We start from the raw sequence: 25,358 nt of genomic DNA, 5'->3' as shown, positions 1-25,358 counted from the left end.
GGCTACCAGTTGTAGCGCACGCCTATGCTGGCCCCCCACGGCTGTTCGAGACGTTCACCGTTGGCGTAGTCGAACTCCGCGTGTACTTGCCAGTTGTCGGTCCAAGCCGCGACCACGCCGGCCCCCACCTCCGCTCGTGAGCCGGCAAGGTCGTTATGGAAGCGGTTGCCATTGATCTTGACACGGTTGCCGTTGACGAACTCATGTGCGCCGGCAGCTCGCACATACGGCTGGACCATGCGGCCTTGGCCGTAGTCGAATGTGCGTCCGATGGTGGCCCCCAGCTTGCCCTGCAGCGAGCGGGTGTCCTCGCCGCTGGCTTGCATGCCATTGGCCAGGTGGTAGGACTGCCCCTCGATGGTCATGGCTGCCAGCTGGGCATAGGGTTCGATGAAATAACCATGGTCCAGTTTAATATGGCGGCCGGCCTCCAGCGATACACCGATGCCATAGTTGCTGTAGTCGCCTTTGGTCTTGCTGCCGTCGCTCAGCAGCACATCTGCCCGGTTCTGATAGCGGTTGAGTTTGGCCACGCCGTCGAAGTAATAGCCGCTTTGGGGGTCGAGCCACGTGGCGTACGCGCCGATGTGGAAGCTGTCAACGCTGCCCGAGTTGCCGCCCTGCAGGTTGAGATCGGAATTGCTATAACCTGCGCTTACCCCTGCCAGCCAGTTGCCGTCGCCGAAGGGCAGGCGGCCGTCGGCACCGAATGACAACCCTTGTTGCCGCTGTTTGTAGCCGAAACCGGAGGTAGACGCGTTGTACTGGTTGCCGTAGCTGCGCATCCAGGCGCCGGCCGCGCCATCGTTACGGCGCACTTCCCCCATGCGGCTGCGCAAAGTGTTGAGCTCGCCATACCAGACCGTAGGTGCGGTATTGGCCAGGGCCAGCACGGTCTTGGTGCCATTGCTCAGGCTGCGCATGGTGGCATCGAGGTACCAGTCGTTGCCGCGTTGCACCAAGCCATAGGCGTAGGTGCCGAGGTCGACCGGCCCGCCCGCCAGCGAGAAGTTCGCATCGCTGCCGGCACCGGTTTCCACCAGGTGCAGTTGGGTATCGCTCAGCGGGTCCTTGCCGGTGCTGGTCACGCGGATCTGGTGGTCACCGGTGGCGTTACCGGTCACTTGCAGCAGGTCACTTTGGCCATCAGCAAAATCGACATTCATGATGAAGGTGCCGTTACCTTCCAGGCTGGCTACTTGCAGCGTGTAGAATTCGTCACTTTCGCCGAATTTCACGGCACCGCCGTCCATGGCCAGCTCGTTGAGCCGGGCATCACCGACCATGGTCCATTTGCCGCCACTGTTGAGGGCCAGGTGGTCAAGGTTCTCCAGGCGGCCTTTGAGGGTGGCCTGGTTGGCCAAGGTCAACCTGCCGCTACCACCCTCGGCGACGTTGAAATCACCTTCCAAAGCGCTGGCGCTGACCAGGATGTCTGCGGTGCCGCGGGCGCCGATATCAACCAGGGTGCCGTTACCAGCTTTGAGGGTGGAACCGTTCAATACTTCTATGCGGGCAGTCGCCGGTGCGTTGCCGGCGGTGCCCACGGCGATGGCCGAGCCGTTCTGGCCTTCCACATGGCTGGCATCCAGCACCAGGCTGCCGGCACTGGCGGGCTGGCCGGTGTCGCCGCGAAAACGGACGCCATCCCGGCCCCCGACGATGCGGCTATTGGCGCTGGCCTGCAGGTCGCCATCGAACAGGTTTACCCCTGTACCCGTGGCGTTGGTGCCGAGTACCTGGCTGCCTGCCAATTTCAGCAGGCTGTTGTTGACGACCGCTCCGACGGAGCCGCCGCTGATGCGGCTGTCATGTGCGTCGACCTGTGCGCCGCTGCCCAGGGCCAGGCCCTGGAAGGCGGATGTCACGCTGCTGTTGCTGCGGAGTGTGGCCGCGCCAGCGCTGATGCGCACGCCAGCCGCGTTGCCGGTAGCGTTGACCTGGCTGCCCTCGAGTATCAGTGCCGAGCCAGCCTCTACTGTGATGTCGCGGGTAACAGCACCGTTGGCCGTCAACGTTGCTTTATCCATTACCGTGAAGTTGTCGAGTTCGGTAGCGCTATCGATCGTGGTGTCGGTCTTGATGAACGTTTGCGCCAGGCTGCCAGGGCTAAACAGTAGCAATGGTGCTAACGAGGCCACGTTCAACACCCTGCGTACGGGCGACAGACGGAATGCTGGCATATGGATACCTATGTCTTATCCTGATCGGAAACCAGCCTGCGGCAAGCGGCAGGCTGGAATAGCGGTGCCAAGTCTATGAATCTCGTAAACTTTTCCTGTAGGAAATTTCTGATGGCAGCTAGGACTTTTCATATGCATGGCCGTAGGCCAGTCTGTCAGCCATTGTCGTCTCCTTCGGGGATTGGACAAGTTCCTGAGCCAGTGCCAAGGCTGACCACGGCTTCGGCCGGTTTCGAGTGTACGGTCTCTCCATTGAACTGGAAGTTGTAATTGATGAAACCGCGCCCATCCTGGCCAAAGCCCTCAGGATCGTAGATGGGCAGAATGTGCGTTTCGTATGGCTTGACCTCCCAATAAAAGCCGGCTTCTGCCTGCTCTGCACTGATGGTCTCTTTCGTGGACAGTCTGGCTTCCTCGATCTCGTTATCGCCGCTGCGGCCACCGAAGGCGGTCCACACTATGTTTACTTCCCCACCCGTAGGCAGGTACTTGTCCAGCGGCGGCAAGAAAACTTTGAAGGCGGCTTCGCCACTCGGATTCCCCGAGTCTTCCCATAGCGAATCGCAGTTGAGAAACCTGCCATACATGCGTTGAAACTCTGCAGCTTCCGCCTCGATGACAACCGCGTTTGCGTTTACATCTGCGGTCAGGGAGCGTTGTTCATTGCCTGCCCCAGAAGCCTTGCGAATAGCGTAGTACACCGGTAACTGAGGGTTGTTGCTCGCTTCAAGGATGTAGCTCCAGGGAAGGGAGCGTTCAACCGGATCCTTGTCCTCCAGTACAACTGTGTATGTGGCCTCGGCTACGAGCGTGCCGGCATAATAGAAGTCCACAATGTCGCCCGCCTTGGCGCTTTCATAGCGTTTGAACAAGAACTTTGCGTTTCTGCCGGTATCAGTCCGGTCCAGCACGTTATCGGCATCGGATACTTCGCCTCTTACTACAGGCGCTTCCAGATTGCTGTTGACGGGGTCTGGCCAGTCGGGGTCGGGGCTGGGGCGGGTGGGACCTGCGGTCGAGAAGTCGACTTCCACCTCGGTTTCCTCGGGGCCATAGGGTACGTCATGGCGCAACACGCGATAGCTTACAGAGGTCGTCACCGCATCGTCGGCAGAGCCGTAGGCCGTTTGCAGGCGATCGTGAGGGACGGCGACAGAGAACGGGGGCTCACGCCCCCCTATCGGCTCCATGAAGGGCTCGGTTGGGCCCCAGGTGATCTCGATAACGTCGCTTACCTGGTAATTTGTGAAGCTGACATCAACCGTTACGCCTGTTTGGGCATCGGCCAGGTCAAGCAAACCGTCACCTGCAAGCGGTACGACCGGCTCTTGCAGTGCGGTGGGTAAAACCCCAAGGTTCACAAACACTTCGGCGATTTCGGAAATGCGGCTGCGATTGGTCGCTTTGTCGATCAGTACATACACAATATAGAAGTGGCCATCACCCTGGGTTTCTATGTAATCCTTGGTTATCAGGAGTTTTCTGTCCGGGGGTACGGGGCTGTAAATGACGGGGGGCGGTATCGAGCCGTCGCCAGGAACAGTGTCGGAATAATAAACTGCGCATTTGTCCGTGGGCGCCTGACCCGTATATTCCGGTAATGTCAGTTCCAGGCCCTCTGGGTTTTCACGCAGGAAGGTGTCTGTAATCACTTCCCCAGTGAGCACTGCTACTGGAGGTTCTACAGGATCCCATGGGGGCGTTTTATCGAAAATGAGATCGATGGGTACCGAGTACTCCGGGGTGCCAGTGTTGTATCTGTTGATTTTGTAGCGCAGCTTGCGAATGCCATCGCGAGGATAATCATTCTGGGGGATGTACAGGGTCGTGGGGAATGGACTGGTATTGTCGTATGAGCAACTCTCACCCACAGACCCGAATTCGCCGATATCGTCACCGTTAACGACAGCCATTTCTAACTGCAACGTATCGTGATCGCCATCGATCGGCTCAGGCAAGTTATCCCACTGCTGGATTGTCACTGCAATAGGCGCATCAAGGACGTCCTTGTTCAAGGTGCCGTCTTGGTCGTCGATCATGCCCTCTACTATAGGGTCTGCCAGCGCGAAGGGCTGCCGCGCTGCCCGCCTGTCGGCTCGTTGTTTTTTATAGTCGAGGCGAACTTTTGCTGCACGTTTACGTGCCGAATCATTGCTCATGAGGTTTCCCCTGGCGGTGAATTCTGACAGCAGTTTGCATACCAACGGGTTGAGTTGGCGGTTGCGGTGTGCGACTGAATTCAGGCTAACGGTGCGCAGCGTTTTCGGAAACTGGTAAAAATGCTAGGTGGTCGGTGGTGTGCCGAAGACGCGAACCTGCAAAGCCCCCCCCGCCAAGTCGCAGTGCGTTGGACACTGCGGCTTGGCGGGGGGCGGGTTGCGGGCCTAGGTGTGTGAGAGCTGGATGATCAAGGCCTGAGTCCTTGGCGCTGCGAAGTTCCAAAGAAGCGGAGAACGAGTGCGCCGTATACATTACGCGCGTGAGCAGCCGCCAGGTTGCTCGGCGGTGCCGGAGGGCCAGAACGGGGCACAGATCCCGTGACACTTGGCCGCGGGGTACCCGAGGTAGCCGAGGTAGCCGAGGAAGGCGGCGGAGGCGAGTCAGTCATAGGTATTGGTCGACCTGCCCTGGCAGCCCTTTCAAAGACTTTACTCACCCACTTCGCCCCAAATACTCCCGCCTTGCCCACGGCCCACGCAACGTTCAACCCGGCAGCCCCAAGTCCAACATAAAACGCCGCAGTTTCGTATTTCGGATCCTTAGTAATTAGGCTCATTGTCTGCAGCACGGTACCGGCAGTAATGACTGCGAGATTGACTACGTTGTAAATCGTGGAGCCAATGGTGGTTCCGGCAAAGGAGCCCAGGAAGGTGTCTATCGCGCCGGCTGTGCCTGCTGTCACCGCAGCGCCGGCAGCGGATATCGCGTTTGCCGCGGCTGCACCGAACACGCCCACCGCAGCCAGGGACGCACCTGCCGTGACCACGGCGGCAATGGTGAATAGGATCCCGACGGCCAGCCCTATCCAACTCATTGCGGAGCCCCCGCCGCCACCGCGCCCCAGCCAGTTGGGGTCGTCTTCATCTGGGCGTCGTGGCCTGCCGCCGCCATTCGAGGTCGTCATGCCCGTGGGGTCGCGCAGGACAATCGGGTTGTTCAGGCAGTAGCTATAGGGGTTCAACTCGCCGGTCTCGAACACGCTGCGGGGGTCGGGGCTGTTGAAACGCCGCAATTCTGGATTGTAGGCGCGCACTCCCCGCCCCAGCATGTACCAATCACTGGCCTCATCGAGTGCTTCGCCATTGAAGCCCAGCTGGCTGTGCACGGGAATGGTGACGTGCCGCTGACCGTAGGCGGTGTACTGGATGTCGCGTACCGTGCCCGCTTCGCACTCGGCCGTTACAGTGTGGCTGGCATCGGTTTGCAGCAACAAGGTCTTGGTGGATGATCCCCCTTGCTGCGCCAACGGCATGTCGGTATGGAAACTGAAGTGCGTGCAGACGTCGTTCTGGATGGCCAGGCTCAGCCGGTTCTCTTCGAACCACAACTGGCGCGGCGGGGCATCGCCTGCCTGGCTGCTCAGCATTTGCCCCTCCCCATCGTAGAGGTAACGGCTATGCTCCCCGAGCTGCCGCAATTGGCTGTATTCGTCGTAAATCAGTGGCCGGCCACGCTGGTCGAGCGTGAGGTTGCCATTCTGGTCGTGACAGAACCTGTAGATCTCGTCGTTCTCGCCTGAGCTGGTGAGCGTCAGCGACTCCAGAAGAAAGCGATCAGCCTCGGTGTAGGCATACGTCGCCATCTGGGTGGTATCGTCGGAAAATGTGGTCTGGCACTGCCGGATGTTATCGATGCTGTCGTAACGGAACACCTGTTTACGCACCTTGCGGCCGGCCTCGTCAGCAGGCAGTTCACCGCCGCTGTACTCGACGATACTGAGCCTGCCACGGACGTCGTAGGTGAATTTTTCCCGCAGCCTGATGATGTGCCCGTTTTGCGACACACGTGTTTCGAGCAGGTTATCTTTGCCCCAGACTTGGCGCACCACGCGTGCCGGGGAGTTGTCCAGGCGGTGGGTGCGTTTGTTCTCGCGCCCATGTTCGTCGTACTGCAGGGCGGTGGTCAGTTTGCTGCCGCTGTCGGTGTCGGTGCTGGTGACCTCCATCAACCTGCCCAAGCTGTCGTAGTCGAACGTCGCGTGCAGGTTGCCCTGCGTGGTGGCCTTCATACGCCCACGCTCATCGTAATCATGCTCGGTGGTCATCTGCGCGGCATCCGTGCGCAGTTTCAAGCGATTGAAAAATGAGCTGACAAGGTTGACTGTGCGTTCAGCCTCTCCTTGCCGGACGAGCGTTTCACCTGTGAAACGCCCATGCGCATCGTAGTGGTAGAAACGGTCACCATTGGGGCTGCGCGATTCCTTCATCAATGCCGTGACCGGGTCATAGACATACTGCGCGTCGACCGCGTTCACGCTACGGTGAGTCGGGGAGCGCGTCAGCGGCAAGTCGTACTGAAAGTCGATAGTGTCGCGCGCCCCGGTGACCCTGGATTTCGGTGTGGTTTGGTCCGGGTCGTAAATAAACGTTTCGGTACGCTTGCCGATGCGCAGCGAAGTTACCCTCCCCAGGCCATCGTGGTGCTTCCCGCCCACCTCGAAGGGCGCTTCGGAGCCAGCGTTGGCGATCGCCATGATGCTTGTAGCCCACTCAGCGTCGGTGTGCCACGCATAGCGATGCTCGACACGGGTATCGTCCGGGAGCACGCTCGCACTCATGCGCCCGAACGGGTCATATTCGAACCTGGTGGTCTTATTGCGTTCGTCGGTGTTGCTCACGCACTGCCCGAGGCCGTCGTAAAGCAGCTGCTGGGTCGCTTCCACGGCGTCGTCACTGCCCAGGCGCTGGATGTGTACCGGCTTGTCGAACGCGTTGTTCCAGGTTATGACCTTCGTACTTTTTTGCGTTTGCTGGCCGGCCTGCAACCAGGTGGTATGGCAACGATTGTTGTCTGCGTCCGTCACGGTGGGGTCGAACTGCGTGTGTTCCTGAACGTTATCGGTGCGGATCACCACACTGCGTGCTTCCCAGCTGTCGTACAGGTATTTCTGGGCCAGAAACGGCACGTCGGCCGGGAACGGTTTGGCATCCAGCCAATCGTACTGCCGGTCTTCCACTTCCCGGCCCCAGGCGTCGTGCAACAGTTCCCTGACGATAAAGCTTACCTTTGGTTGTGCAGGGTTCAAATTGTCCACCCGCTCCTGGTGCACGCGCCCCAGGCCGTCGTACAGGGTCTGGGCGATAACCGAGGTGGGCAAGGTGACGCGCTGTTGCGCCTGCTCCGTTTCGTCAGCGCACAGGGTATATTCGGTGGCAAGTACGGCTTCGTTTTCGCTCGCTCCCGCAACCACTTCGAAGATCAAGCGTTGCAACCGGTCGAACACATTACGCCGCTCAACCTTGTCCTGGTCTATGGCCAGCAGCAGTTGGCCGGTAAATCGAGAGTGGCCTTCGCTACTCTGCAGTCGGGTCTGGTCGTAGCCGACGATGGTCTGCACGTTGCTGATGACTGTGATCGGCGGCAGTTCGTGCAACCGTGCGTCGCGCATGCCGCCCCATTCAAGCGTGTCGAACCGGTATTCATAGCCCACTGCGGTTTCCAGCATTTGCGGTTCGCCCGGTTCGCCGGCGCCAGGGTTGGGAAACCCGACGGTGCGGGTCTTCAAGCGCCCGTGCAGCAAGGGCTGCCCGGGTATCGGGCGTTCATCCGCTTGTTCGTGGTAGGCATAGGTGGTGACTTTCAGGATGCGTTCGTCATGCGTCAGCGTTTCGCTATGAAGCCCGCACCACGCCTGCCGCCCGATCGCTTCGCTGCTGCTGGCAAGTGCATCATAGGCCCGATAACGGTTCGTCGTGACCAGCGTCGGGGCGTTGCCTGGGCGCCCGGCAGCCGGGGTCACGGTGCGCGTGTGCATATCGCAGACGAACCCTTCGGCGTTGCCCGGGTAGTCTTGATCTCCGTTTCTGTACCAAGTGTGTGTCTCGACGATGCCATTGGCATGTTGTTGCTTGAGTACATTGCCGTAATCGTCGTATTGGTTAACCACTTCTTCTACGCGGTGGCGGCTGCTGTCGAGCACCCACCACCGTGTCTGGATCTTGATGGGCAACTGGCAGGCGTTGACCTGCTCCTTGAAGCGCCCATTCCTCAAATCATACGAGATGGTCTTTTCTTCGATGTTATTGCCGATCACCTCGGTGTTTTCGGCATTCAAGCGGCTCCCCCGGAACACCGCCTCACGGGTGTTCAGATGAAACTTGTTGAACTCGCGGACGATGCTGCGTACCGGTTTTTCATCGACCCACAGTGTCTCGGTAGTGGCATAGTCGTATTCGATGACTTGGCGGAACAGGTTGTCCAGGCCATCGTCGGTCCAGTCCAGCCGGATGTTGCCACCGAGGAAGTTATGGCCATCGGCGCCGTAGGTGTAGCGTGTGTCGATCGGCGGTTGCCCATGGCCAGGGTGCTGTACATGGCGGGTTACCCGCGGCAGTGGGGTCAGCCCTGAACCGATCGGGAACTGGTGGCCGCCATCGCCGTAGGTGATTTCTTCGAAACCGCCGGTCGGGGTGCGTACCTCACGCAAGCAATAGAGTCCGCGCTGCTCGCCATAGGAAAAGCGCCAACTCGCCAGGTTCTCGGTGGGCAGTTCGATGCGCTCCACCCGGCTGTCGCCGTTCAGCACCAAGGTATAGCTGGCACTGCCGGTGTCGCTTGGCTGTGCCAGCGTGACGCGGTTGCCTTGGCCTCTGGGGGTCACCTCGAACACCACCTCGTCGCGCATGTCGGTGATTTTGCTCAGCATCGGAAAACCGGCATGGGTGGTGTATTCGAGGTCGAGCCAATGCCCTTGGCGGCTGAAGATGCGGGTCGGCACGGCCCTGGCATTTTTGTCCGTGCCTTTTGGCTCGAGCACCTCGACCACGCCGGAACGGTGCACCACGCGCCATTGGCTGTCGCTGTCCTCATACAGGTGGAAGGTGTCGATTTTCTTTTCCGACATGGTCAGCTGATTGGTCGTACCCACTCGGCCGTCGGCCTTGAAGGTTTCGCCATTGGCCAGGGAGATGATCCGCCGCCCGCGGTTGAAATCGAACTCACTGGTCGGCAGGCTCCAACCGCGGCCAAAACCACGGTCGTGGAGGTTGAGCGGGCTGTAGCGCAGGCTCAAGTCGATTTCCGGCGCCAGCAGATCACTGCCATATAAACCGGACAATTCAATGCGGAACATGTAGAGGCCCGTACGGGGATCCACGCCATTCTGCATGTGTTTGAGAAAGTTAAAGGCATTTGAACTGACTGAAGATTCGCTAGCCATGGCAGGTGCTCCAGAGGCTTGGGGTGCATGATGAACAGGCGTGAGAGCACAAGCTAACAAAGCCCGCCGGGGCGGCCACCTATCAGAACTGCTAGTTTCAGCCCGGCAGGCATGCGTGTAAAAAATCTCCAATCCAATGGCGAAAGTCGCCAGTTCCGGGCAAAGGCTGCAAAAGGGGAGCCTCAAATGATTAGTTGCACAGGGCTGGGGCCGTACCAAAAGAACTCAGCCATCACCAACGCATCGCTGCCTGCGCCAGTAATCCCGTTACTGGAGGGTGATTCACTGGATCTCGAGCGCTTGGGCAATGAACGCCTGGAAACCTTTTTGTGTTATCCGGGCATGGCGGTCGGCGATATCATCTGGCCGCGTTTTTTTGGTTGTGGTGCTAACGGCGAGATTTTCGATCGGCCGCCGACACCGGTCACTATCGAAAAACTGGAGCCCGATGGCAGCTTCCTCGTGACCCTCGATAATGATTTATTGAGAAACCTGGATAAGGGCGTCGCCTTCTATTCCTACGCGAAAAATGTTGACACTGAGGCGCCGGGGTATCATCTGGAAGACACCTCCATGCGTTTGTTCTTCTATATCAACAAACCGGTTGATTCCGGTGTTTTGCTTGCGCCGCCTCACTTCATGGAAAGTGACGGGCTGGTCATTGACCTTGAACGCGTTCCGGGTGATGGCCAGGTTATCACCGCGGCGTATCCATTCATGTTGGAAAATGACAAAGTCGTTCTGTCCTGGAAGGACACCTTTAATTCCGAGCAGTTCACCAAGCAACTGAAGGCCGAGGATCTGGGTAAGCCCCTGGTGTGGCGCATTGATTCAGCCTCTCTGCAGCTGGCTGGAGAATGGTGCGAGCTGAGCTACACGATCGAGTATGCAGGTGGCCGTAAAAGCGAGTCACCCTCCCAGCGTTTCACCATTAAGGAGCGCGGTGCTGGGCAGTCGCCGAGCTTGCCTGCCCCCCAAGTGCCTGATCACAGTGGCGACATACTGGACCCCAACCAGTATCGGGAAGGTTTACCCGTGGTGGTGGACGACTACGGCGTTCAGTACGGTGACGAGCTCTTGCTGACCGCCCAGGGCGCACAGACCAGCCGCTCGATGCTGCGCGTAGACCGCTCTATCCAGGATAGCGGCCGCTTGGCCTTTACCATCCCGGACGAGTGGTTGCAGGCGCATCTCGGTGAAAGGGTGCGTGTGACCTGGCAATGGGCCAGGCAGGGGGCTGCAGCGGATTCCGCACCGCTGGAACTGACGCTGAGCAGGCCCTTGGATCTGAAGGGGCCTTTCATCGAACAAGCCACACCGAAGTATCCAGACCCGGACGAATCGTTTGACCCCGACATGAAGGATTTTGCCTTTATCTACCCGGACGGTCTCAGGGAAGGCGCCTATGCCCAGATCCCTGTCGAGTCGGAAACCGGAGACGGCAAGATCACCTTGTACTGGGAAGGGTTTGGCGAAAAGGGGAAGTACGAAACGAGTACGCCGGTGGTTGGCAATAACCTCAGGTTTCAGATTCCCAGTACCGCCGTGCCTGCCAACTTCGACCGGCGCGTGAAAATTTTTTATACCGTCGAAGACAGTGCCGGCATTACACACACATCACCTGCGTATGGCCTGAGAATCGAACCCCTGACGAGCTCAAGTTTTGAAGCTGTTCAGTGCCCGGCTTTTCCGAATGGGGCAATCTCACTCGCTGCGGTCAAAGATGAAGTGATTTTCAACTTGAGTTCAAGAAGCTGGCACTTTTTCGACCAGGGTCAAGAAGTTCTGGTCTACGTTAGAGGTCATGCTGAGCCGCCAGTGCCTGATAAGGTGATCAGGGACAGAACCAAGATTTCCAAAGAAGAATGGCTCGCCGATCAATTGCTCATGAAACTGGACAAGACATATCTGGAGGGTCTCACTCTGCATTCGGCTTTGAATATTTATGTAGAGGTGAGTTTCGATGGAGGGTACAGCTTCATTCCTGGCAGGTCTGCAGAGTTCAGAGTGGACCCTTGATTGGCAAGTGGGTTTTCAGTATTTCCCTCGTCCGGGCATAGGCATTGATCAATGTCAGGGCAACAACTTCAATGGAGAAGCCGACGATGGCCGATTATAGTTTCGATGAATTGTATCCCTGGTTGAGAGAGCGCGCGCGCACGCTGAACTGGGGCATGGTTTGCTTCATGGATCGGGATAAGCTCAACCTGTTACTGCTCCAGGCGTATATACAACGGTTCAAGACCAGTGCTTACTTGCCGCCCGTCACCGGGAGTATTCCCCACGGGGATGACCTGCGCTTTGCGCTGAACGCGTTCACCCTGGATTGGCCAAGACTGAGCTTTGCCAGCACGCAGTCCAACGATTCCAGGGCGCGCTTGCACATGCAGGTCATGTCGGGCACGCAGCTGGGTTTGGCTCGCATCGGTAACAACTGGGAAGTCCGCGAGATCCGTGAAACCGGCCCGCTGCAGGGGCCGCTGCTGGGCCTGGACCTGTTGCTGGCTAGAGTACCGGGTGTAGTGGGTGAAGAGGGGCGGTTACGGCTTGACCTCAAGTGCAGCGCCGACTTCAGCATGGACCTGTCAAACGACCCGGTTGTGAAAGGGCTGGTGGGCGAGTATTTCAGGCAAAAGTTTGAAGCACTACCGGACGACCAGCGCGTATTCCCGTTGGGCCAGATCGAAGCAGGCGTTCATCCCTTGCTTCGCGCAGCATCCTTTGCCCTGCGCACCCAAGCACGCAAGCGCGATCCGGAGGATGAAGAGGGGGCGGTGCTTGCCATGGTGTGCTTTGAAGGAAGCACCGAAGGGAACTTGCCCGGTAACGACTTCCGCTACCTCGTCCCCCATGACAGGGACTATAACGCTGCCGTGCTCTTCGCCCCCGAGCGGGTCATGCTCGCACAGTTGACTGAATCATTGAAGAGCATCGTAGAAAACCTCGAGTTCGAGCTGGTTCTGGATGGTGAGGGCAATATCACAGGTGCAGTCGCCAAAACGGGTCGAATGGTCATCGCTGAGCACATCCGAAAGCACAAATTCGACACAGACCCCGAAAATGGGCCTGTGATACATGTGACCGTGGAGTTGAAGGTCCACGATATTGTATTGGAGGTGAAAGATGCCCTCAGCGTATCGATAAATGGAAACCATGTAGAAATCGTCTGGGAGGTCGTCGGTGAAATGTCGATTGAACCAGTGAGCATGGATAGCGACGATGGGCGTTTGGCGAAGGCGTTGGATAGCCCGTTCTTCGATACGTCGGATTTCTACGAGTCCAGCAGTGACGACTTTAGCTACACATTCACCTGCACTTATGCATTGGAGGATATCGACGGTGGGCGGCTGTCATTCATCGACTTGTCGATGGATGAGATCAAGGCACCCGCGCCACCTGTTGGCGAGATCAAGCCACTTGATCCGAAGAACACACCTCCGGAGCTAAAGTTTTTCCTCATTTTTTTAATGTTCTACATGACGCCCATTCTTGTCGGTATAGCCTGGGTGGTGCGTCATATCTTCAAGGCGCTGAGCGATGCCGAATATCCGAGTGTCGAGTCCATTTTAATCGACGCCTTTGAAAAGGATTTCCAGTTCTCCCAATCCCTTCGGGCGCTGATTGACGAAACGGTCAAACTCAACTTTGGCAATGCCCTCATTGGCCAGGACCAATTCGCGCCACGCGATATCGCGTTCTATGGCGTGGTCAACCCGGCCTTTACCGCCTTTGCCATCGAGCCCATGGAACATACCTTGATGGCAGGCGGTGCGCCCAAGCCGTTCGCCACCCTTCCGGATCAGTCCGGCCAGCTGCATTGGACATGCGAACCGGTGCTCGACAGTGTGAGCAGCGAGAAGATCGGCCACATCGATCCGCGCAGCGGCGTCTATACCCCACCCGATGCCTCGGACTTCGACGGCGCCTTCGTTCGTTTGCGGGTCAATGCGCAGCATACGCAGAACGGCTTCAGGAGCTCGGCGCTGATTACCGTGTTGAAGCGCCCGTTGCAGATCAACCCGCTGCTCTATGTGACGCATGCCGAGGGCGAGGTCCCGTTGCAGGCGGGCTATCTGGGCGACAGCAAGGACTTGCGCTGGTCAACGCCTACCCATGGCCAGCTGAGCCCAAGTGGGCTGACAGCAGTTTACAAAGGGCCCACCACGATGCCGCCCCTTGATGACAAGTCTCCTCACGAGTTGGCGGCCTTCACTGTCGATGAGGTGGTGCTCAGCAATTCCTCGGCGGAACAAACCGCATTGCTGATCACTGAAAGCGCGACCAAACCGCCGATGACGATTCGCCGCGAAGTGAACGCCGAGGCGGGCACCGTTCAATTGACCGCTGTCATCAATGACTATGTGCAGGACCCGAAAACCGTTAAGTGGGTCCTCCGCGGTCCAGGCCAGATCGATTGTGACACTGGCGTTTACACCCACGATAAAAGCAGTCAAGAGCCATTTGCCCTCATCACTGCAACCCGTAACACCGACGGTTTGGGGATCTATCACGGTTACGTCGTGCAGACCTTGCCGCCCGCCAAGTTGGAGGATGCGGTGCTGGGTATCGGCGCTTTTGAGGTACGCCAAGGTCCAGAGCAGGCCACCTCATGAGTAATTACGAACCATCCTCCCTGGCTCAGTGGCGCCCTGTCTATCCGAGCTTACTGCAGCACGCAAGCCTCAGGCTGAACGGGCGCTAGTGGGGAAATAGCGATGACTGATTATAGTTTCAATGCATTGTACGCCTGGCTCAAGGAGCGGCCCCGAAATTTGAACTGGGGCATGGTTTCCTTCATGAGTCGACAAAAACTCAACCTGTTACTGCTTCAGTTATATATACAACGCTTCAAGTCCAGCGCTTATCTACCGGCCATTACCGGAAGTATTCCTAACGGGAGCGACCAGCGCTTTGCACTGAGTGAGTTCACGCTTGATTCGCCAAGGTTGAGCTTTGCCGGAACGCAGCTCAACGATTGCAAAGCGCGCCTGCACCTGCAGGTCATGTCGGGCACGCAGCTGCTTTTGGCCCGTGCTGGTGAGGGGTGGGAAGTACGCGAGATCCGCGAAGCCAGCCCGCTGCAAGGGCCGCGACTGAGCCTGGACCTGTTACTGGCCAATGTGCCTGGTGTGGTGGATGAAGAGAGGCGGCTGCGGCTTGACCTCAAGCAAAGCTCTGACTTCAGCATCAACCTGTCAGAGGATGCGGATGAGCAAAGATTACTGGGCGAGTATTTCAAGCAGAAATTCGAAGCGCTGCCGGAAGCACAACGTGTATTCCCGCTGGGCCAGTTAGAAGCAGGCTCCCACCCGCTGTTGCGCGCCCAATCCTTTGCCCTGCGGACTCAGGCGCGCAGGCGCGATGCGGGTGATGAAGAGGGCGCGGTACTTACATTGGTGCGTTTTGAAGGGAGTGACGAAGGCGATATTCCCGGGCAGGACTACCGCTACCTGATTCCCCGAGACCGTGGTTACAACTCAGGCGTGCTGTTCCAGCCCGAGCGCATAATGTTGGTGCAGTTGCTCGAGTACTTGAAGAATACCGCGCTTGATGTGGAGTTTACACTGACTTTCGATGAGCAAGGCAGGCTTACGGGCGCTATCGCCACCTGCGGCAAAATAGTGGTGGCGGACCAATATGTTCTTATTGAATTTGATACAGAGCCAGACAGTGACGGGAATGTCCGGCACATAAAATTTTCTCTCAGGCTCTACAAAATGGACTTGAACATGGCCGATGCATTGGCGGTGTCTTTGAGAGACGACCGCGTGGAGGTTTCGTGGCGAGTGGCCGGTGTGATGACTATAGAGCCGATCCAGCTGGATGACGAAACTGGGCAATTGGCTGATATGCTCGAGCATTTTGATACCTCTGAGTTCTTTGCGCGCAGTCAGGACAGTTTTGAATATCAATTCACTGCTACTTACAAGCTTGTTGATCAAGCGGGCGGTACGCTTCAATTCGAACAATCGGATATGGCGGAAGTCAAGGCACCTCGGCCTGCCCTTGGTGAAATCAAGTTCCCTCCGCCTGATTTAGGGGACCCGCTGGAAAATTACTACCTGTATATGCTGTGGGTGGTGATCAGGATTGTAACGGGCGCAGTCCTTGAAAGGCTCATGAGGGATATCGAAGCCTCCGATTACCCGAGTCTCGAGCGGGTTATAGGTGAAGCGTTCAACCGCAGTTTTGAGTGCTCCGAGCCAGTCCACGCGCTGATGAGCGAAGTCATCAAGCTCAACTTTGGGAATGCGCTTATCGGCCTGGACCAGTTCGCGCCACGCGATATCGCGCTTTATGCCGCGGTCAACCCGATCGTTACCGCCTTTGCCATCGAGCCTATGGAACATACCTTGATGGCTGGCGGTGCGCCCAGGCCGTTTGTTGTTCGTCCGGCTCAGTCCAGCGAGCTGAATTGGACATGCGAACCGGTGTTAGACAGTGTGAATAGCGAGAAGATCGGCCACATCGATCCGCGCAGCGGCGTCTATACCCCACCAAACGCCTCGGACTTCGACGGCGCCTTCGTTCGTTTGCGGGTCAATGCGCAGCATACGCAGAACGGCTTCAGGAGCTCGGCGCTGATCACCGTGTTGAAGCGCCCGTTGCAGATCAACCCGCTGCTCTATGTGACGCATGCCGAGGGCGAGGTGCAGTTGCAGGCGGGCTATCTGGGCGACAGCAAGGACTTGCGCTGGTCAACGCCTACCCATGGCCAGCTGAACCCAAGTGGGCTGGCAGCAGTTTACAAAGCGCCCGCCACGATGCCGCCCCTTGATCCCGAGTTCCCTCTCGAATTGGCGGCCTTCACTGTCGATGAGGTGGTGCTCAGTAATCCCTCGACGGAACAGACCGCAGTGCTGATCACTGAAGGCGGGAACAAAGATTTGATGAGGATTCGCCGCGAAGTGAACGCCGAGGCGGGCACCGTTCAATTGACCGCTGTCATCAACGACTATGTGCAGGATCCGAAAACCGTTAAGTGGGTCCTCCGCGGTCCAGGCCAGATCGATTGTGCCACTGGCCTTTACACCCCCGATAAAAGCAGTCAAGAGCCCTTTGCCCTCATCACTGCAACCTGTGACACCCAAGTGATCGGGATCTATCACGGTTACGTCGTGCAGACCTTGCCGCCTGCGAAGTTGGAGGATGCGGTGCTGGGTGTCGGGGCTTTCCAGGTTTGCCGAGTTGCAGAGGAGACCGAATCATGAACGAGAAAGATCCAGCCGATTTAAGCACTATCTGGCGACACTAAAACTAAAGTAGGCCCGCGATTTTTTGGGTTTAGAGTCGATGAGGCGAACGTTTTATTTCTAGCAAGACTGCGGTATTCACGATCGCGCCTCAGTTATAACAAGGTCTGCAAGTACGGCGCACGCTGTCGTGCGCGTTATTACACCCAGATAGAACCATTTCAATGAGGATAAGGCCATGGCTGATTACAGTTTCGATGAATTATATGCATGGTTAAAACAGCAGCCCCGTCATCTGAACTGGGGCATGATTTCCAGCATGGACCGCTCCAAGCTCAACCGATTGTTGCTCCAGGCTTATATACAACGGTTCAAGACCAGCGCTTATCTACCGCCCATCACGGGGAGTATTGCCAATGGCAGCGCCGGGCGTTTTGCGCTGAATGAGTTCACGCTGGACTGGCCAAGATTGAGCTTTACCAGCACGCAGCCCAACGATTCCACAGCGCGCTTGCACATGCAGGTGATGTCGGGCACGTACATGAATTTGACTCGCATCGGTAACAGCTGGGAAGTCCACGAGATCAGTGAAACTGGCCCGCTGCAGGGGCCGGTACTGAGCCTGGACCTGTGGCTGGATCAAGTACCGGGTGTAGTGAGTGGAGACGGGCGGCTACGGCTTGACCTCAATGAAAGCTCCGACTTCAGCATACCGCTGTCAGAGGATCCGGGTCAGCGAAGGCTGGCGGGGGAGTACTTCAGACAGAAGTTCGAAGCGCTGGCGGACGAACAACGCGTATTCCCGCTGGGCCAGATTGAAGCGGGCTCCGATCCGCTATTGCGCGCCGCATCTTTTGCTTTGCGTACCCAGGCACGCGGGCGCGATTCGGAGGATGAAGAAGGCGCGGTGCTGGCCTTTGTGCGCTTTCTAGGAAGTGAAGAAGGGAACTTTCCCGGAAAAGACTACCGCTACCTGATTCCGCGAGACAAAGCGTATGACGCGGCGGTGATATTCCAATCTGAAAGAATCATGTTGGCACAGTTGCTCGAATCCCTCAAAGGGATCGCGAGCAATGTAGAGTTCGAACTGACTTTCGATGATGAAGGCAAGCTGACAGGCGCGGTCGCCAAACGCGGCGAGCTGGTGTTGCCTAAGCACAGTCATACCTATCCGTTCGATACACCGCCTGATGACTTTGGAGTCGTCTGGCACATGGTGTTCAAGTTCGACATCGAGGCCATCAAGCTGAGCATGGCGGATGAGTTGAGCGTGTCTATGAAAGACGACCTCGTAGAGCTCTCTTGGCGCGTAACCGGTGTGTTGGGTGTCCAGCCGGTTTCTCTGGATGACACGACCGGGGAAATCGCTCGCGTCCTCGAGCAATACGACTTCGATACCTCTGCGTTCTTTGAGCGTAGTGAAGATACCTTTGAATATGAATTCACCACCACGTACAAGCTTGTCGATGAGGCGGGCGGCACCCTGCAATTCGACGACACAACTATGAGCGCGGTCAAGGAGCCTGCGCCTTGCATTGGCGCCATCAAGCCCCCTGAGCTCGATCCCCAGGATCCTAGGCTCAGGATCGCCTTTTGGATAATCAGGGTGGGGGAGGGACTAGTTTTTACGTGGTTCGACAACGCCATCACCAACATATTGAAGATGGTCAACGAGCTCGGTTACCCGAGTCTCGAGCAAATAGTAAATGCCGCGTTGGCCCGCAGTTTCGAGTTCTCCGATTCGGTCCGTGGGCTGGTAAGCGAAACCATCAAGCTCAATTTCGGCAATGTTCTCATTGGCCAGGACCAATTCGCGCCACGCGATATCGCGCTGTATGGCGCGGTCAACCCGATCGTTACCGCCTTTGCCATCGAGCCCATGGAACATACCTTGATGGCAGGCGGTGCGCCCAAGCCGTTCGCCACCCTTCCGGATCAGTCCGGCCAGCTGAATTGGACATGCGAACCGGTGCTCGACAGTGTGAGCAGCGAGAAGATCGGCCACATCGATCCGCGCAGCGGCGTCTATACCCCACCCGATGCCTCGGACTTCGACGGCGCCTTCGTTCGTTTGCGGGTCAATGCGCAGCATACGCAGAACGGCTTCAGGAGTTCGGCGCTGATCACCGTGTTGAAGCGCCCTTTGCAGATCAATCCGCTGTTTTATGTGACGCATGCCGGCGGCGAGGTCCAGTTGCAGGCAGGCTATCTGGGCGACAGCAAGGACTTGCGCTGGTCAACGCCTACCCATGGCCAACTGAACCCAAGTGGGCTGGCAGCAGTTTACAAAGGGCCCGCCACGATGCCGCCCCTTGATGACAAGTCTCCTCGCGAGCTGGCGGCCTTCACTGTCGATGAGGTGGTGCTCAGTAATTCCTCGACGCAACAGACCGCAGTGCTGATCACGGAAGGCGGGAACAAAGATTTGATGAGGATTCGCCGCGAAGTGAACGAGGAGGCGGGCACCGTTCAATTGACCGCAGTCATCAATGACTATGTGCAGGATCCGAAAGACGTTGAGTGGTCCCTGCGCGGTCCAGGCCAGATCGATTGTGCTGGCCTTTACACCCCCGATAAAGGCAGCCAAGAGCCGTTTGCCCTCATCACTGCAACCCGTAACACCGAAGGTTTTGGGATCTATCAGGGTTACGTCGTGCAGACCTTGCCGCCCGCCAAGTTGGAGGATGCGGTGCTGGGTGTCGGGGCTTACCAGGTACGTCAAAATCCATCGGAGGGCAAGTCATGAGCGAGAACAATCCATCCCACCTGGCCGAGTGGCTGCCGGCCAACCCGGATCTGCTGCAGTGGGACAGCATTACCGGGGTGGCACTCACCGCTGGCAATGCGGCCCTCAGGCTGGCCCATGCCACCCACCTGAGCCTCGGCCAGGAAGTCGCTGGCATTGCGGGCACGCTTGAAATCGAAATGAGCAATATCGCTTACCATTTGGCGGGTTACCAGCTGTCAGGGCCGCAAGTCGAAATCTCGCGCACTGCATACGAGAGCGTGCGACTCGACATGTTCGCCGAGTTGCACGGCGGAACGCAGGTCAGGGCCGAAGCGCCCTACAAGGTGCTCAGCATTTCTGAACATGACCCGTTGCAGAGCATGGCGCTCAGGCAGCAGGTAAGCGCTGAGTTCAAGGATGGGGCGCTGGTGCTGGATGTATCCAAAGGGGAGGACATGCGCCTGGCCGTGAGCGATGCTGCCACCGAGCAGGTGTTGGCCGGTGAGTGGTTGCGCCAGCAGTTGACCGCGCAGCCAGGCAAACTCGACTACCTGCTGGTGGGTGGGGAACAAGGGCAGCCAGCGTTGGCGCTGAAGTCCGCGCGCCTTGGGGCCCAAGCCGATGGCGATGGCAAAGGCGATACGTTGGTCGTGTTCGCCTCGTCACAGTATGGCCGGGACGGTGATCTTCCGAATGTCGACGGTTTCCCACGCCTGCTGGCGGACCCTCCCGAGCCCGATGCTGCCGTGCAGTTGCTCAGCTCGCGGTTGCTGCACCGCAATGCATTCGTGGCCGGTTTCACCCAGATGCTGGAGGGAGGGCGTTTCTGCGATCGGTTCGAGGATGGGCAGCTTGTCGAGGTGGTCGCTGACGCGGGCACGTTGGCGGTTCCCCCTACGGTTTATCAGTCTAGCCAGTACACCTTCACCGGCGAAGCTTTCCGCGTGGATGCGCTGGGTGGGCTTGCAGCGACCTTCGAACTGGACATGGCCACTCAACAGTGGAATGGCCAATGCACCATTGCGTTCAGCTGCCTGCCGCACGGTGCAGAAGTGCCGCTTGAATTTACCGCGGAGTTTGAGCTTTCACTGCGCCATCGCCTGTATTTGCTGGCCAACCCAGACCCCAGCCAAGGCTGGTTGGAAGGGCAGTTTTTCTCGCCCTGGCCTGAAGCGCAGGAGGCGCGGGCCTTGCGCGGCCTTCCCGAAGGCGAGGAGAACGAGCAGCTGCGTTGGCAGGCAGAGGACTTTGCCGCCTACGCCGTCAAGCGCGCCATCCTGCTGGCGCTTGCGCAAAAACTTGACGGCGCGCCAGCGCAACGCTGGCTCAGCGCGCTGGCATTCGGGACAGCGCTGAACGTTCAGCCAGAGCCAACGAGCCTGGCGTTCCCTGGCGCACTGTCGGTTTCAGGAGCGCTGAGCAATCCGGCCGGGTTTGTCATCCGCGACGATGCGGTCAATCTGCTCGCTGGCAGCTCGCATGAATTCAGCGTCGATAACCCGCAGGACCAAGCCCTGACCTGGACGTTGCAAAGCCTGCCAGGTGGGCCCACGCACCCCGGCAGCTTCGACGAAGGGAAGTACCAGGCACCGCCCGCCCACACGCTACAGCGGCGTTCCGGGCAAGTGCTGGTGATTGCCTCCAACCCGGCAGGGCAACGCAGCGTGGCCGTGGTGACCGTGCTGCGCCAGGCGCTGACGGCCAACCCCTTCATCACGGTGATGCAAGCCGGAACGCAGCGCACGTTCAGCGCCGGGGTGCTGGATGTTGCCGCCCTGGGCACCAATCCCTTGAGCTGGACGATGCTCACCCACGACCCTGAGCACAGCGGCGAGACGCGGGAGGAGGATCAGGGACAGCGCTGCGTTTACAGCGCCAAAGCAGCCGACCCAGCCAGCCGGACAACCTATTGGCTGGAGTCGCTCGAAGTCGCCTCTGACGAGCCGCTGGCGAAACAGACCGTGCACGTGCTGGTGACCCAGCGCACGCCTGGTCTGGTGGTTGCGCTGGCCGACGAAGTGAAGGCCGATGGCAACCTGCAATTCGTCGCCTATTTGAACGGCCGCCCAGTACAGGCCGTCTGGTCGCTGGCGGTTGGCACGGGGCAGATCGAGCGTGACACCGGCCTTTATGAGCCCGCCCGCAGCGGGCCGCAGTCACCAGGGATTCTGGTGTTTGCAACATTCGACAGCGGTGACTTCGGCGTTTTCGAGGGGCACCAGATCATGCCTTTGCAGACCGACCGCTTTACCACCTTGACCCGCCAGTTGCTGGCACCCTCCGCTCGCTTGGCATGAGCCCAGGGCATCTTTTCAGGAGAATGTCATGTCTAACAATCCTATCGAGCATGTGTTGGCGCGAATGGATAGGCGCAACATCACCAACGGCTGGGGCGCCGTTGCGGCATTCAGCCGCTCGCGCTTGAATGACTTGCTGTTCGCGCAATACCGGCAGCGCTCGACCAACTATAGTTTTCTACCGCTGTTGAACATCGATGTCGACCACAACGATCACATCCGCACCCGCAGCGTCTTGCGCCAGATCGAGTTCGGCGCGCCGCTGTTGTCGTTCGCCAATGCCTCGTTGCGCGATTCGCGGGCGCAGCTGACGTTTCCCATCATTGCGGGCGTCTACAGCCGTCAGTCGCCCTTGGCCGAGAACCTGCTGACGCGTTTCATCATCGATGAGTCGATGGGCTATACGCTGGTGTTGGAGATCGAGCTGCGCCTGGTGACCGGTTCGGTCGACCGGCGCGGGAGGGTAATTTTGGACCTGGCCGATGCGTCGACCTTCAGCTGCAACCTGGCGGGGGAGGACCCGCGGGTCAATGACCTGATCGCTGCTGCTATCCAGGAGCAGTTTGCCCAGTTGCCCGCGCATCGCAGTCAGTTCGAGCTCGGCATGCTGGATTTTTCGGGCTATTCCGCTTTGACACCGACGCACTTCAGCCTCGTGACCCAGGCGGCGCCCGGCGCCCAGACGCTGGGTGCTGATAACTACGGGGACGGTGCAGTGCTTGCATTCATCCAGCTGCGGGCCAATACCGGTCCGGGGCATGACCCTGCGCAGACGTTTCCGTATCTGATTCCCGATGACCGCGATGACGATGGCCGCGAGCGCTATTCCGCGACCATGGTCGTGGACAAGAGCATGCTCGAACACGTGACAGACGACCGCCTGGAGGTGCTGGCTTCTTTGCTGTTCACAACGTCGCACCGGTTCGCAGAGCGGGAACGGCACACCCCCCATGACCTTGCAGTATTTGGCAATATTGTCGCGATACCGCCGTTGTATACCATTGATTCGCCGTCGAACAAGGTGCTTGCGGGGCAAGCCTTGAAGTTCACCTTGCGCGATCGGGCTGGGCAGGAGGTGAGCGCAACCAAATGGCATGCCCAGAGCCGTCAGAGCCATTCGGCAGTGGGCGATGGCGTGATCGACGGGAACGGTTTCTACCAGGCTGTGGGGCTCGAGGATATCGGCCACCATAGCCTGACCGTGGTGATCACGGCCGAGGTTGAACAGGGAAACCAGACCCATCGAGTGAGCACTGATCTGATCGTGCAGTTCGAGCAGGTTCAGATCGCGCCGCGAGTCAGTGTGTTCGCACCCCATGCGCCCATGGCGTTGGCCGCGGCGATGCAGGCCGATAGTGTCGAGTGGTCGCTGTCTGGCGCCGAGCTCGGTCAGCTTGCTCAGCCCCACGGCAGTCGCAATGTGTTCAGCGCCGGGCAGGCTGCCAGCCGGCGCCAGTTGAGTGTCCAGCAGGTGCAAGCCGCGGGTGGTGAACGGCGCAGGTCAGCGCTTGTCATGCTCAATGGTTTGCAATCGATGGTGATTGACCCCGTACGTGCTGTCGGCCTGCAGCCAGGTGAGGTTGTGTCGTTGACTGAACGGGATGCGGACCTGCTGCCAGGTGCGCATAGGCGCTGGCAACTCGCCGGGCCGGGGACGCTGGATGCGACGGGCAATTACACTGCGCCTGCTGGCGACGAGCAGGGCACCAGCGTGGTGACGTGCGAGCTGGTGCAGAACGGCGTGGTGCTGGCGGCCGGTTATAGCCTGTTGGAGTTCGGCGAGCCCCCCCTGGTAGACGAACCCTCCTGGCAAAAGATACTGACCTACAAAATTTTTGTGCCGGGCGGGCAAGAGAATGAGACCAAGGGCCAGTTGCTCAACAACGGTTTTCAGTCAATACGCTTGCAGGCGGTCATCGAGACCGAACCGGTGGATGGCAAGTTCTATCGTCTCAGCCCTAACGAGCGCGCCAATATCGGCTTGAACGCGCTGATCAGCAAACAGCGCCTGAAGGCGTTGTCTACCGATAGCCTGAGCGGCGGGCTGGAACCGGCCGACGAGGCCCTATGGGCGACACGCCAGGTGCCCAACCGCTTCGAACTGGCCATGGGGGGCGTGGCCGAGGTCTCTGCCAACGAAGAAGCCATTACCCGGCAAGATATCTACCTTCATTGTCTAGAGCGTGCGGGCACGGTGACCACCTTTTACAGCACGTTCGCTGCTGACAAGGGCGGCATAGAGTCTTCCGATAAAGACAGCGGACAAGAGAATGGCCTGGTGATGATTCTACCGGTGTCACCCCAAGACTTCGGTAATGAACACTATACATTCACCCGTGTGCGTGTAGAGGGTGGAGCGGGCGGTCCGAACGATCCGGGGGACCCAGACTTCGACTACCATCTGCGAACCCTGGACTATTGGGTATTCAAGCTGATGGGGAGCCGTTTCGAAACCGTCGAATTCCTGCCGCAGACGGTAAAAGAGCCAAATAAGGACGCCCCTATCAACCGCTCCATGATTCGTTGGGAGTCCGAGCACAGCAACGAAATCATGTTCAGCTTTACCGGCTCGATTTTCCGCGACAGGTTGTCCGAGAGTAAGGGCGAGGACGCTGGCAATGGTGATGGCGATGGCGATGGCGATGGCGATGGCGATGGCGATGGAGACGATGGGGACGATTGGGCATCGGGGGATGTCCGTATCAAATTCGATGAGCAACTGTTTACCTTGATGAAGGACCGCGAAGAGCTCTTGACCAAGGTAAGCCTGACCAACTTCGAAGAAGGCAGTCTGGTCATCACCAATCATCGGGTGCCCGATTTCAGGTACCAGGCACCAGGCACGGAAGTACGCGACCTACTTGCGCGAGATATCGTGGTGCTGCTGCGTGACCGTAAGGGTAATGCACATTATCGGCGCTTCGCTTATCGACCTGCCTCAGTTCCTGGTCACCGGAATTACATTGAACATAGCCTGTTCACGCCAGTATGAAACTTACCGGCCGCTTTTTATTGAAGCCGGCCGGTTCAATATCCTTTGTGGGAGCGTTGCCATGAAATACCGTTCAATTATGTTGAGCCTGGGGCTGTCGTTGGCCTGTTTGTCAATCGGGGCTTGTTCGAGCCCAACGCAAGCTGATGGCTCGTTCAAGCCGCAACATACCCCCCTCATTTATTTTGCGGGTGGCAAAAATGGCGAGCCCGATGAAAATTCATGTTCAATCGAGATCAAGAAGGGCACGTACAAATTCAACGGAGGGGATAACAATTCCTGTACAAATGATGATATGTATTTTTACCGTGTCGATAACGCCCCCTCGGCAGCATTAATTACGCTGCATGCGGAAGACGATTGCAGAGAGGAGGGTGGGGATTGGCATTTCCAGCTTCGTATCTATATAAATCCGACCACAACGGGTTGGCTGAAAATATCGGACCTCAAGAACTACAACGCCGGGGATATCGTGACGGCGGGGGTCATGTACCAAACGGGTAAATATGAAAAGGGCAGTGTGGGTGGAAAACTGTCCTGTGTCACCATCGACTACTGACTTTTTGACATCGGTGTGGAGAACATCA

10 protein-coding genes are annotated in these 25,358 nt (G+C 58.2%); 7 read left to right on the top strand and 3 right to left on the bottom strand.

Annotated features, from left to right (window positions below; genetic code table 11):
- Nucleotides 1-2 precede the first annotated feature (2 nt).
- The 3 genes from ACF8SD_RS14870 to ACF8SD_RS14860 all read right to left on the bottom strand — a co-directional run bounded on the left by ACF8SD_RS14870 (nt 3) and on the right by ACF8SD_RS14860 (nt 9,561).
- On the bottom strand, nt 3-2,183 hold the full coding sequence (locus ACF8SD_RS14870; protein WP_392484621.1) for an autotransporter outer membrane beta-barrel domain-containing protein: 2,181 nt from the start codon (nt 2,181-2,183) through the stop codon (nt 3-5).
- Between the two features lie 155 nt (nt 2,184-2,338).
- Nucleotides 2,339-4,342: a hypothetical protein gene (locus ACF8SD_RS14865; protein WP_392484620.1), complete on the bottom strand. Its 2,004-nt coding sequence runs from the start codon at nt 4,340-4,342 to the stop codon at nt 2,339-2,341.
- Between the two features lie 248 nt (nt 4,343-4,590).
- A complete protein-coding gene (locus ACF8SD_RS14860) occupies nt 4,591-9,561 on the bottom strand; it encodes an RHS repeat domain-containing protein (RefSeq protein ID WP_392484619.1) in 4,971 nt (1,656 codons plus the stop codon).
- A 111-nt stretch (nt 9,562-9,672) separates the two neighbouring features.
- Here ACF8SD_RS14860 and ACF8SD_RS14855 point away from each other — a divergent pair, with 111 nt between their 5' ends.
- The 7 genes from ACF8SD_RS14855 to ACF8SD_RS14825 all read left to right on the top strand — a co-directional run bounded on the left by ACF8SD_RS14855 (nt 9,673) and on the right by ACF8SD_RS14825 (nt 25,330).
- Complete coding sequence (locus ACF8SD_RS14855; RefSeq protein WP_392484618.1) at nt 9,673-11,580, top strand: hypothetical protein; 1,908 nt, start codon at nt 9,673-9,675, stop codon at nt 11,578-11,580.
- Between the two features lie 86 nt (nt 11,581-11,666).
- Complete coding sequence (locus ACF8SD_RS14850; RefSeq protein WP_392484617.1) at nt 11,667-14,174, top strand: hypothetical protein; 2,508 nt, start codon at nt 11,667-11,669, stop codon at nt 14,172-14,174.
- A gap of 102 nt (nt 14,175-14,276) precedes the next feature.
- Nucleotides 14,277-16,772 carry a hypothetical protein gene (locus tag ACF8SD_RS14845; protein WP_392484616.1) on the top strand — a complete coding sequence of 832 codons (2,496 nt, stop codon included), beginning with the start codon at nt 14,277-14,279 and terminating at the stop codon, nt 16,770-16,772.
- Nucleotides 16,773-16,992: 220 nt separating this feature from the next.
- A complete protein-coding gene (locus tag ACF8SD_RS14840) occupies nt 16,993-19,500 on the top strand; it encodes a hypothetical protein (protein ID WP_392484615.1) in 2,508 nt (835 codons plus the stop codon).
- Nucleotides 19,497-21,779 carry a hypothetical protein gene (locus ACF8SD_RS14835; RefSeq protein ID WP_392484614.1) on the top strand — a complete coding sequence of 761 codons (2,283 nt, stop codon included), beginning with the start codon at nt 19,497-19,499 and terminating at the stop codon, nt 21,777-21,779. The genes ACF8SD_RS14840 and ACF8SD_RS14835 overlap by 4 nt, the downstream gene beginning before the upstream one ends.
- 28 nt (nt 21,780-21,807) lie before the next feature.
- Entirely contained in the window at nt 21,808-24,771 is a 2,964-nt protein-coding gene (locus ACF8SD_RS14830; RefSeq protein ID WP_392484613.1) for a hypothetical protein, read from the top strand.
- A 61-nt stretch (nt 24,772-24,832) separates the two neighbouring features.
- Nucleotides 24,833-25,330: a hypothetical protein gene (locus ACF8SD_RS14825; protein WP_392484612.1), complete on the top strand. Its 498-nt coding sequence runs from the start codon at nt 24,833-24,835 to the stop codon at nt 25,328-25,330.
- Nucleotides 25,331-25,358: the final 28 nt, after the last annotated feature.

The organism is Pseudomonas sp. CJQ_9, assembly GCF_043106615.1.
In the GTDB taxonomy this organism is placed as follows: domain Bacteria; phylum Pseudomonadota; class Gammaproteobacteria; order Pseudomonadales; family Pseudomonadaceae; genus Aquipseudomonas; species Aquipseudomonas juntendi.
The sequence above is the reverse complement of the archived record's forward strand: the minus strand, read 5'-3'. Positions and strand labels throughout refer to the sequence as shown.

Bases quoted from the DNA above. Each gene is read 5' to 3' on its own strand.
- ACF8SD_RS14830 (WP_392484613.1), top strand. From the start codon at position 21,808: ATGTCTAACAATCCTATCGAGCATGTGTTGGCGCGAATGGATAGGCGC.
- ACF8SD_RS14825 (WP_392484612.1), top strand. From the start codon at position 24,833: ATGAAATACCGTTCAATTATGTTGAGCCTGGGGCTGTCGTTGGCCTGT.
- ACF8SD_RS14840 (WP_392484615.1), top strand. From the start codon at position 16,993: ATGGCTGATTACAGTTTCGATGAATTATATGCATGGTTAAAACAGCAG.
- ACF8SD_RS14835 (WP_392484614.1), top strand. From the start codon at position 19,497: ATGAGCGAGAACAATCCATCCCACCTGGCCGAGTGGCTGCCGGCCAAC.
- ACF8SD_RS14855 (WP_392484618.1), top strand. From the start codon at position 9,673: ATGCGTGTAAAAAATCTCCAATCCAATGGCGAAAGTCGCCAGTTCCGG.
- ACF8SD_RS14865 (WP_392484620.1), bottom strand. From the start codon at position 4,342: ATGAGCAATGATTCGGCACGTAAACGTGCAGCAAAAGTTCGCCTCGAC.
- ACF8SD_RS14870 (WP_392484621.1), bottom strand. From the start codon at position 2,183: ATGCCAGCATTCCGTCTGTCGCCCGTACGCAGGGTGTTGAACGTGGCC.
- ACF8SD_RS14860 (WP_392484619.1), bottom strand. From the start codon at position 9,561: ATGGCTAGCGAATCTTCAGTCAGTTCAAATGCCTTTAACTTTCTCAAA.
- ACF8SD_RS14845 (WP_392484616.1), top strand. From the start codon at position 14,277: ATGACTGATTATAGTTTCAATGCATTGTACGCCTGGCTCAAGGAGCGG.
- ACF8SD_RS14850 (WP_392484617.1), top strand. From the start codon at position 11,667: ATGGCCGATTATAGTTTCGATGAATTGTATCCCTGGTTGAGAGAGCGC.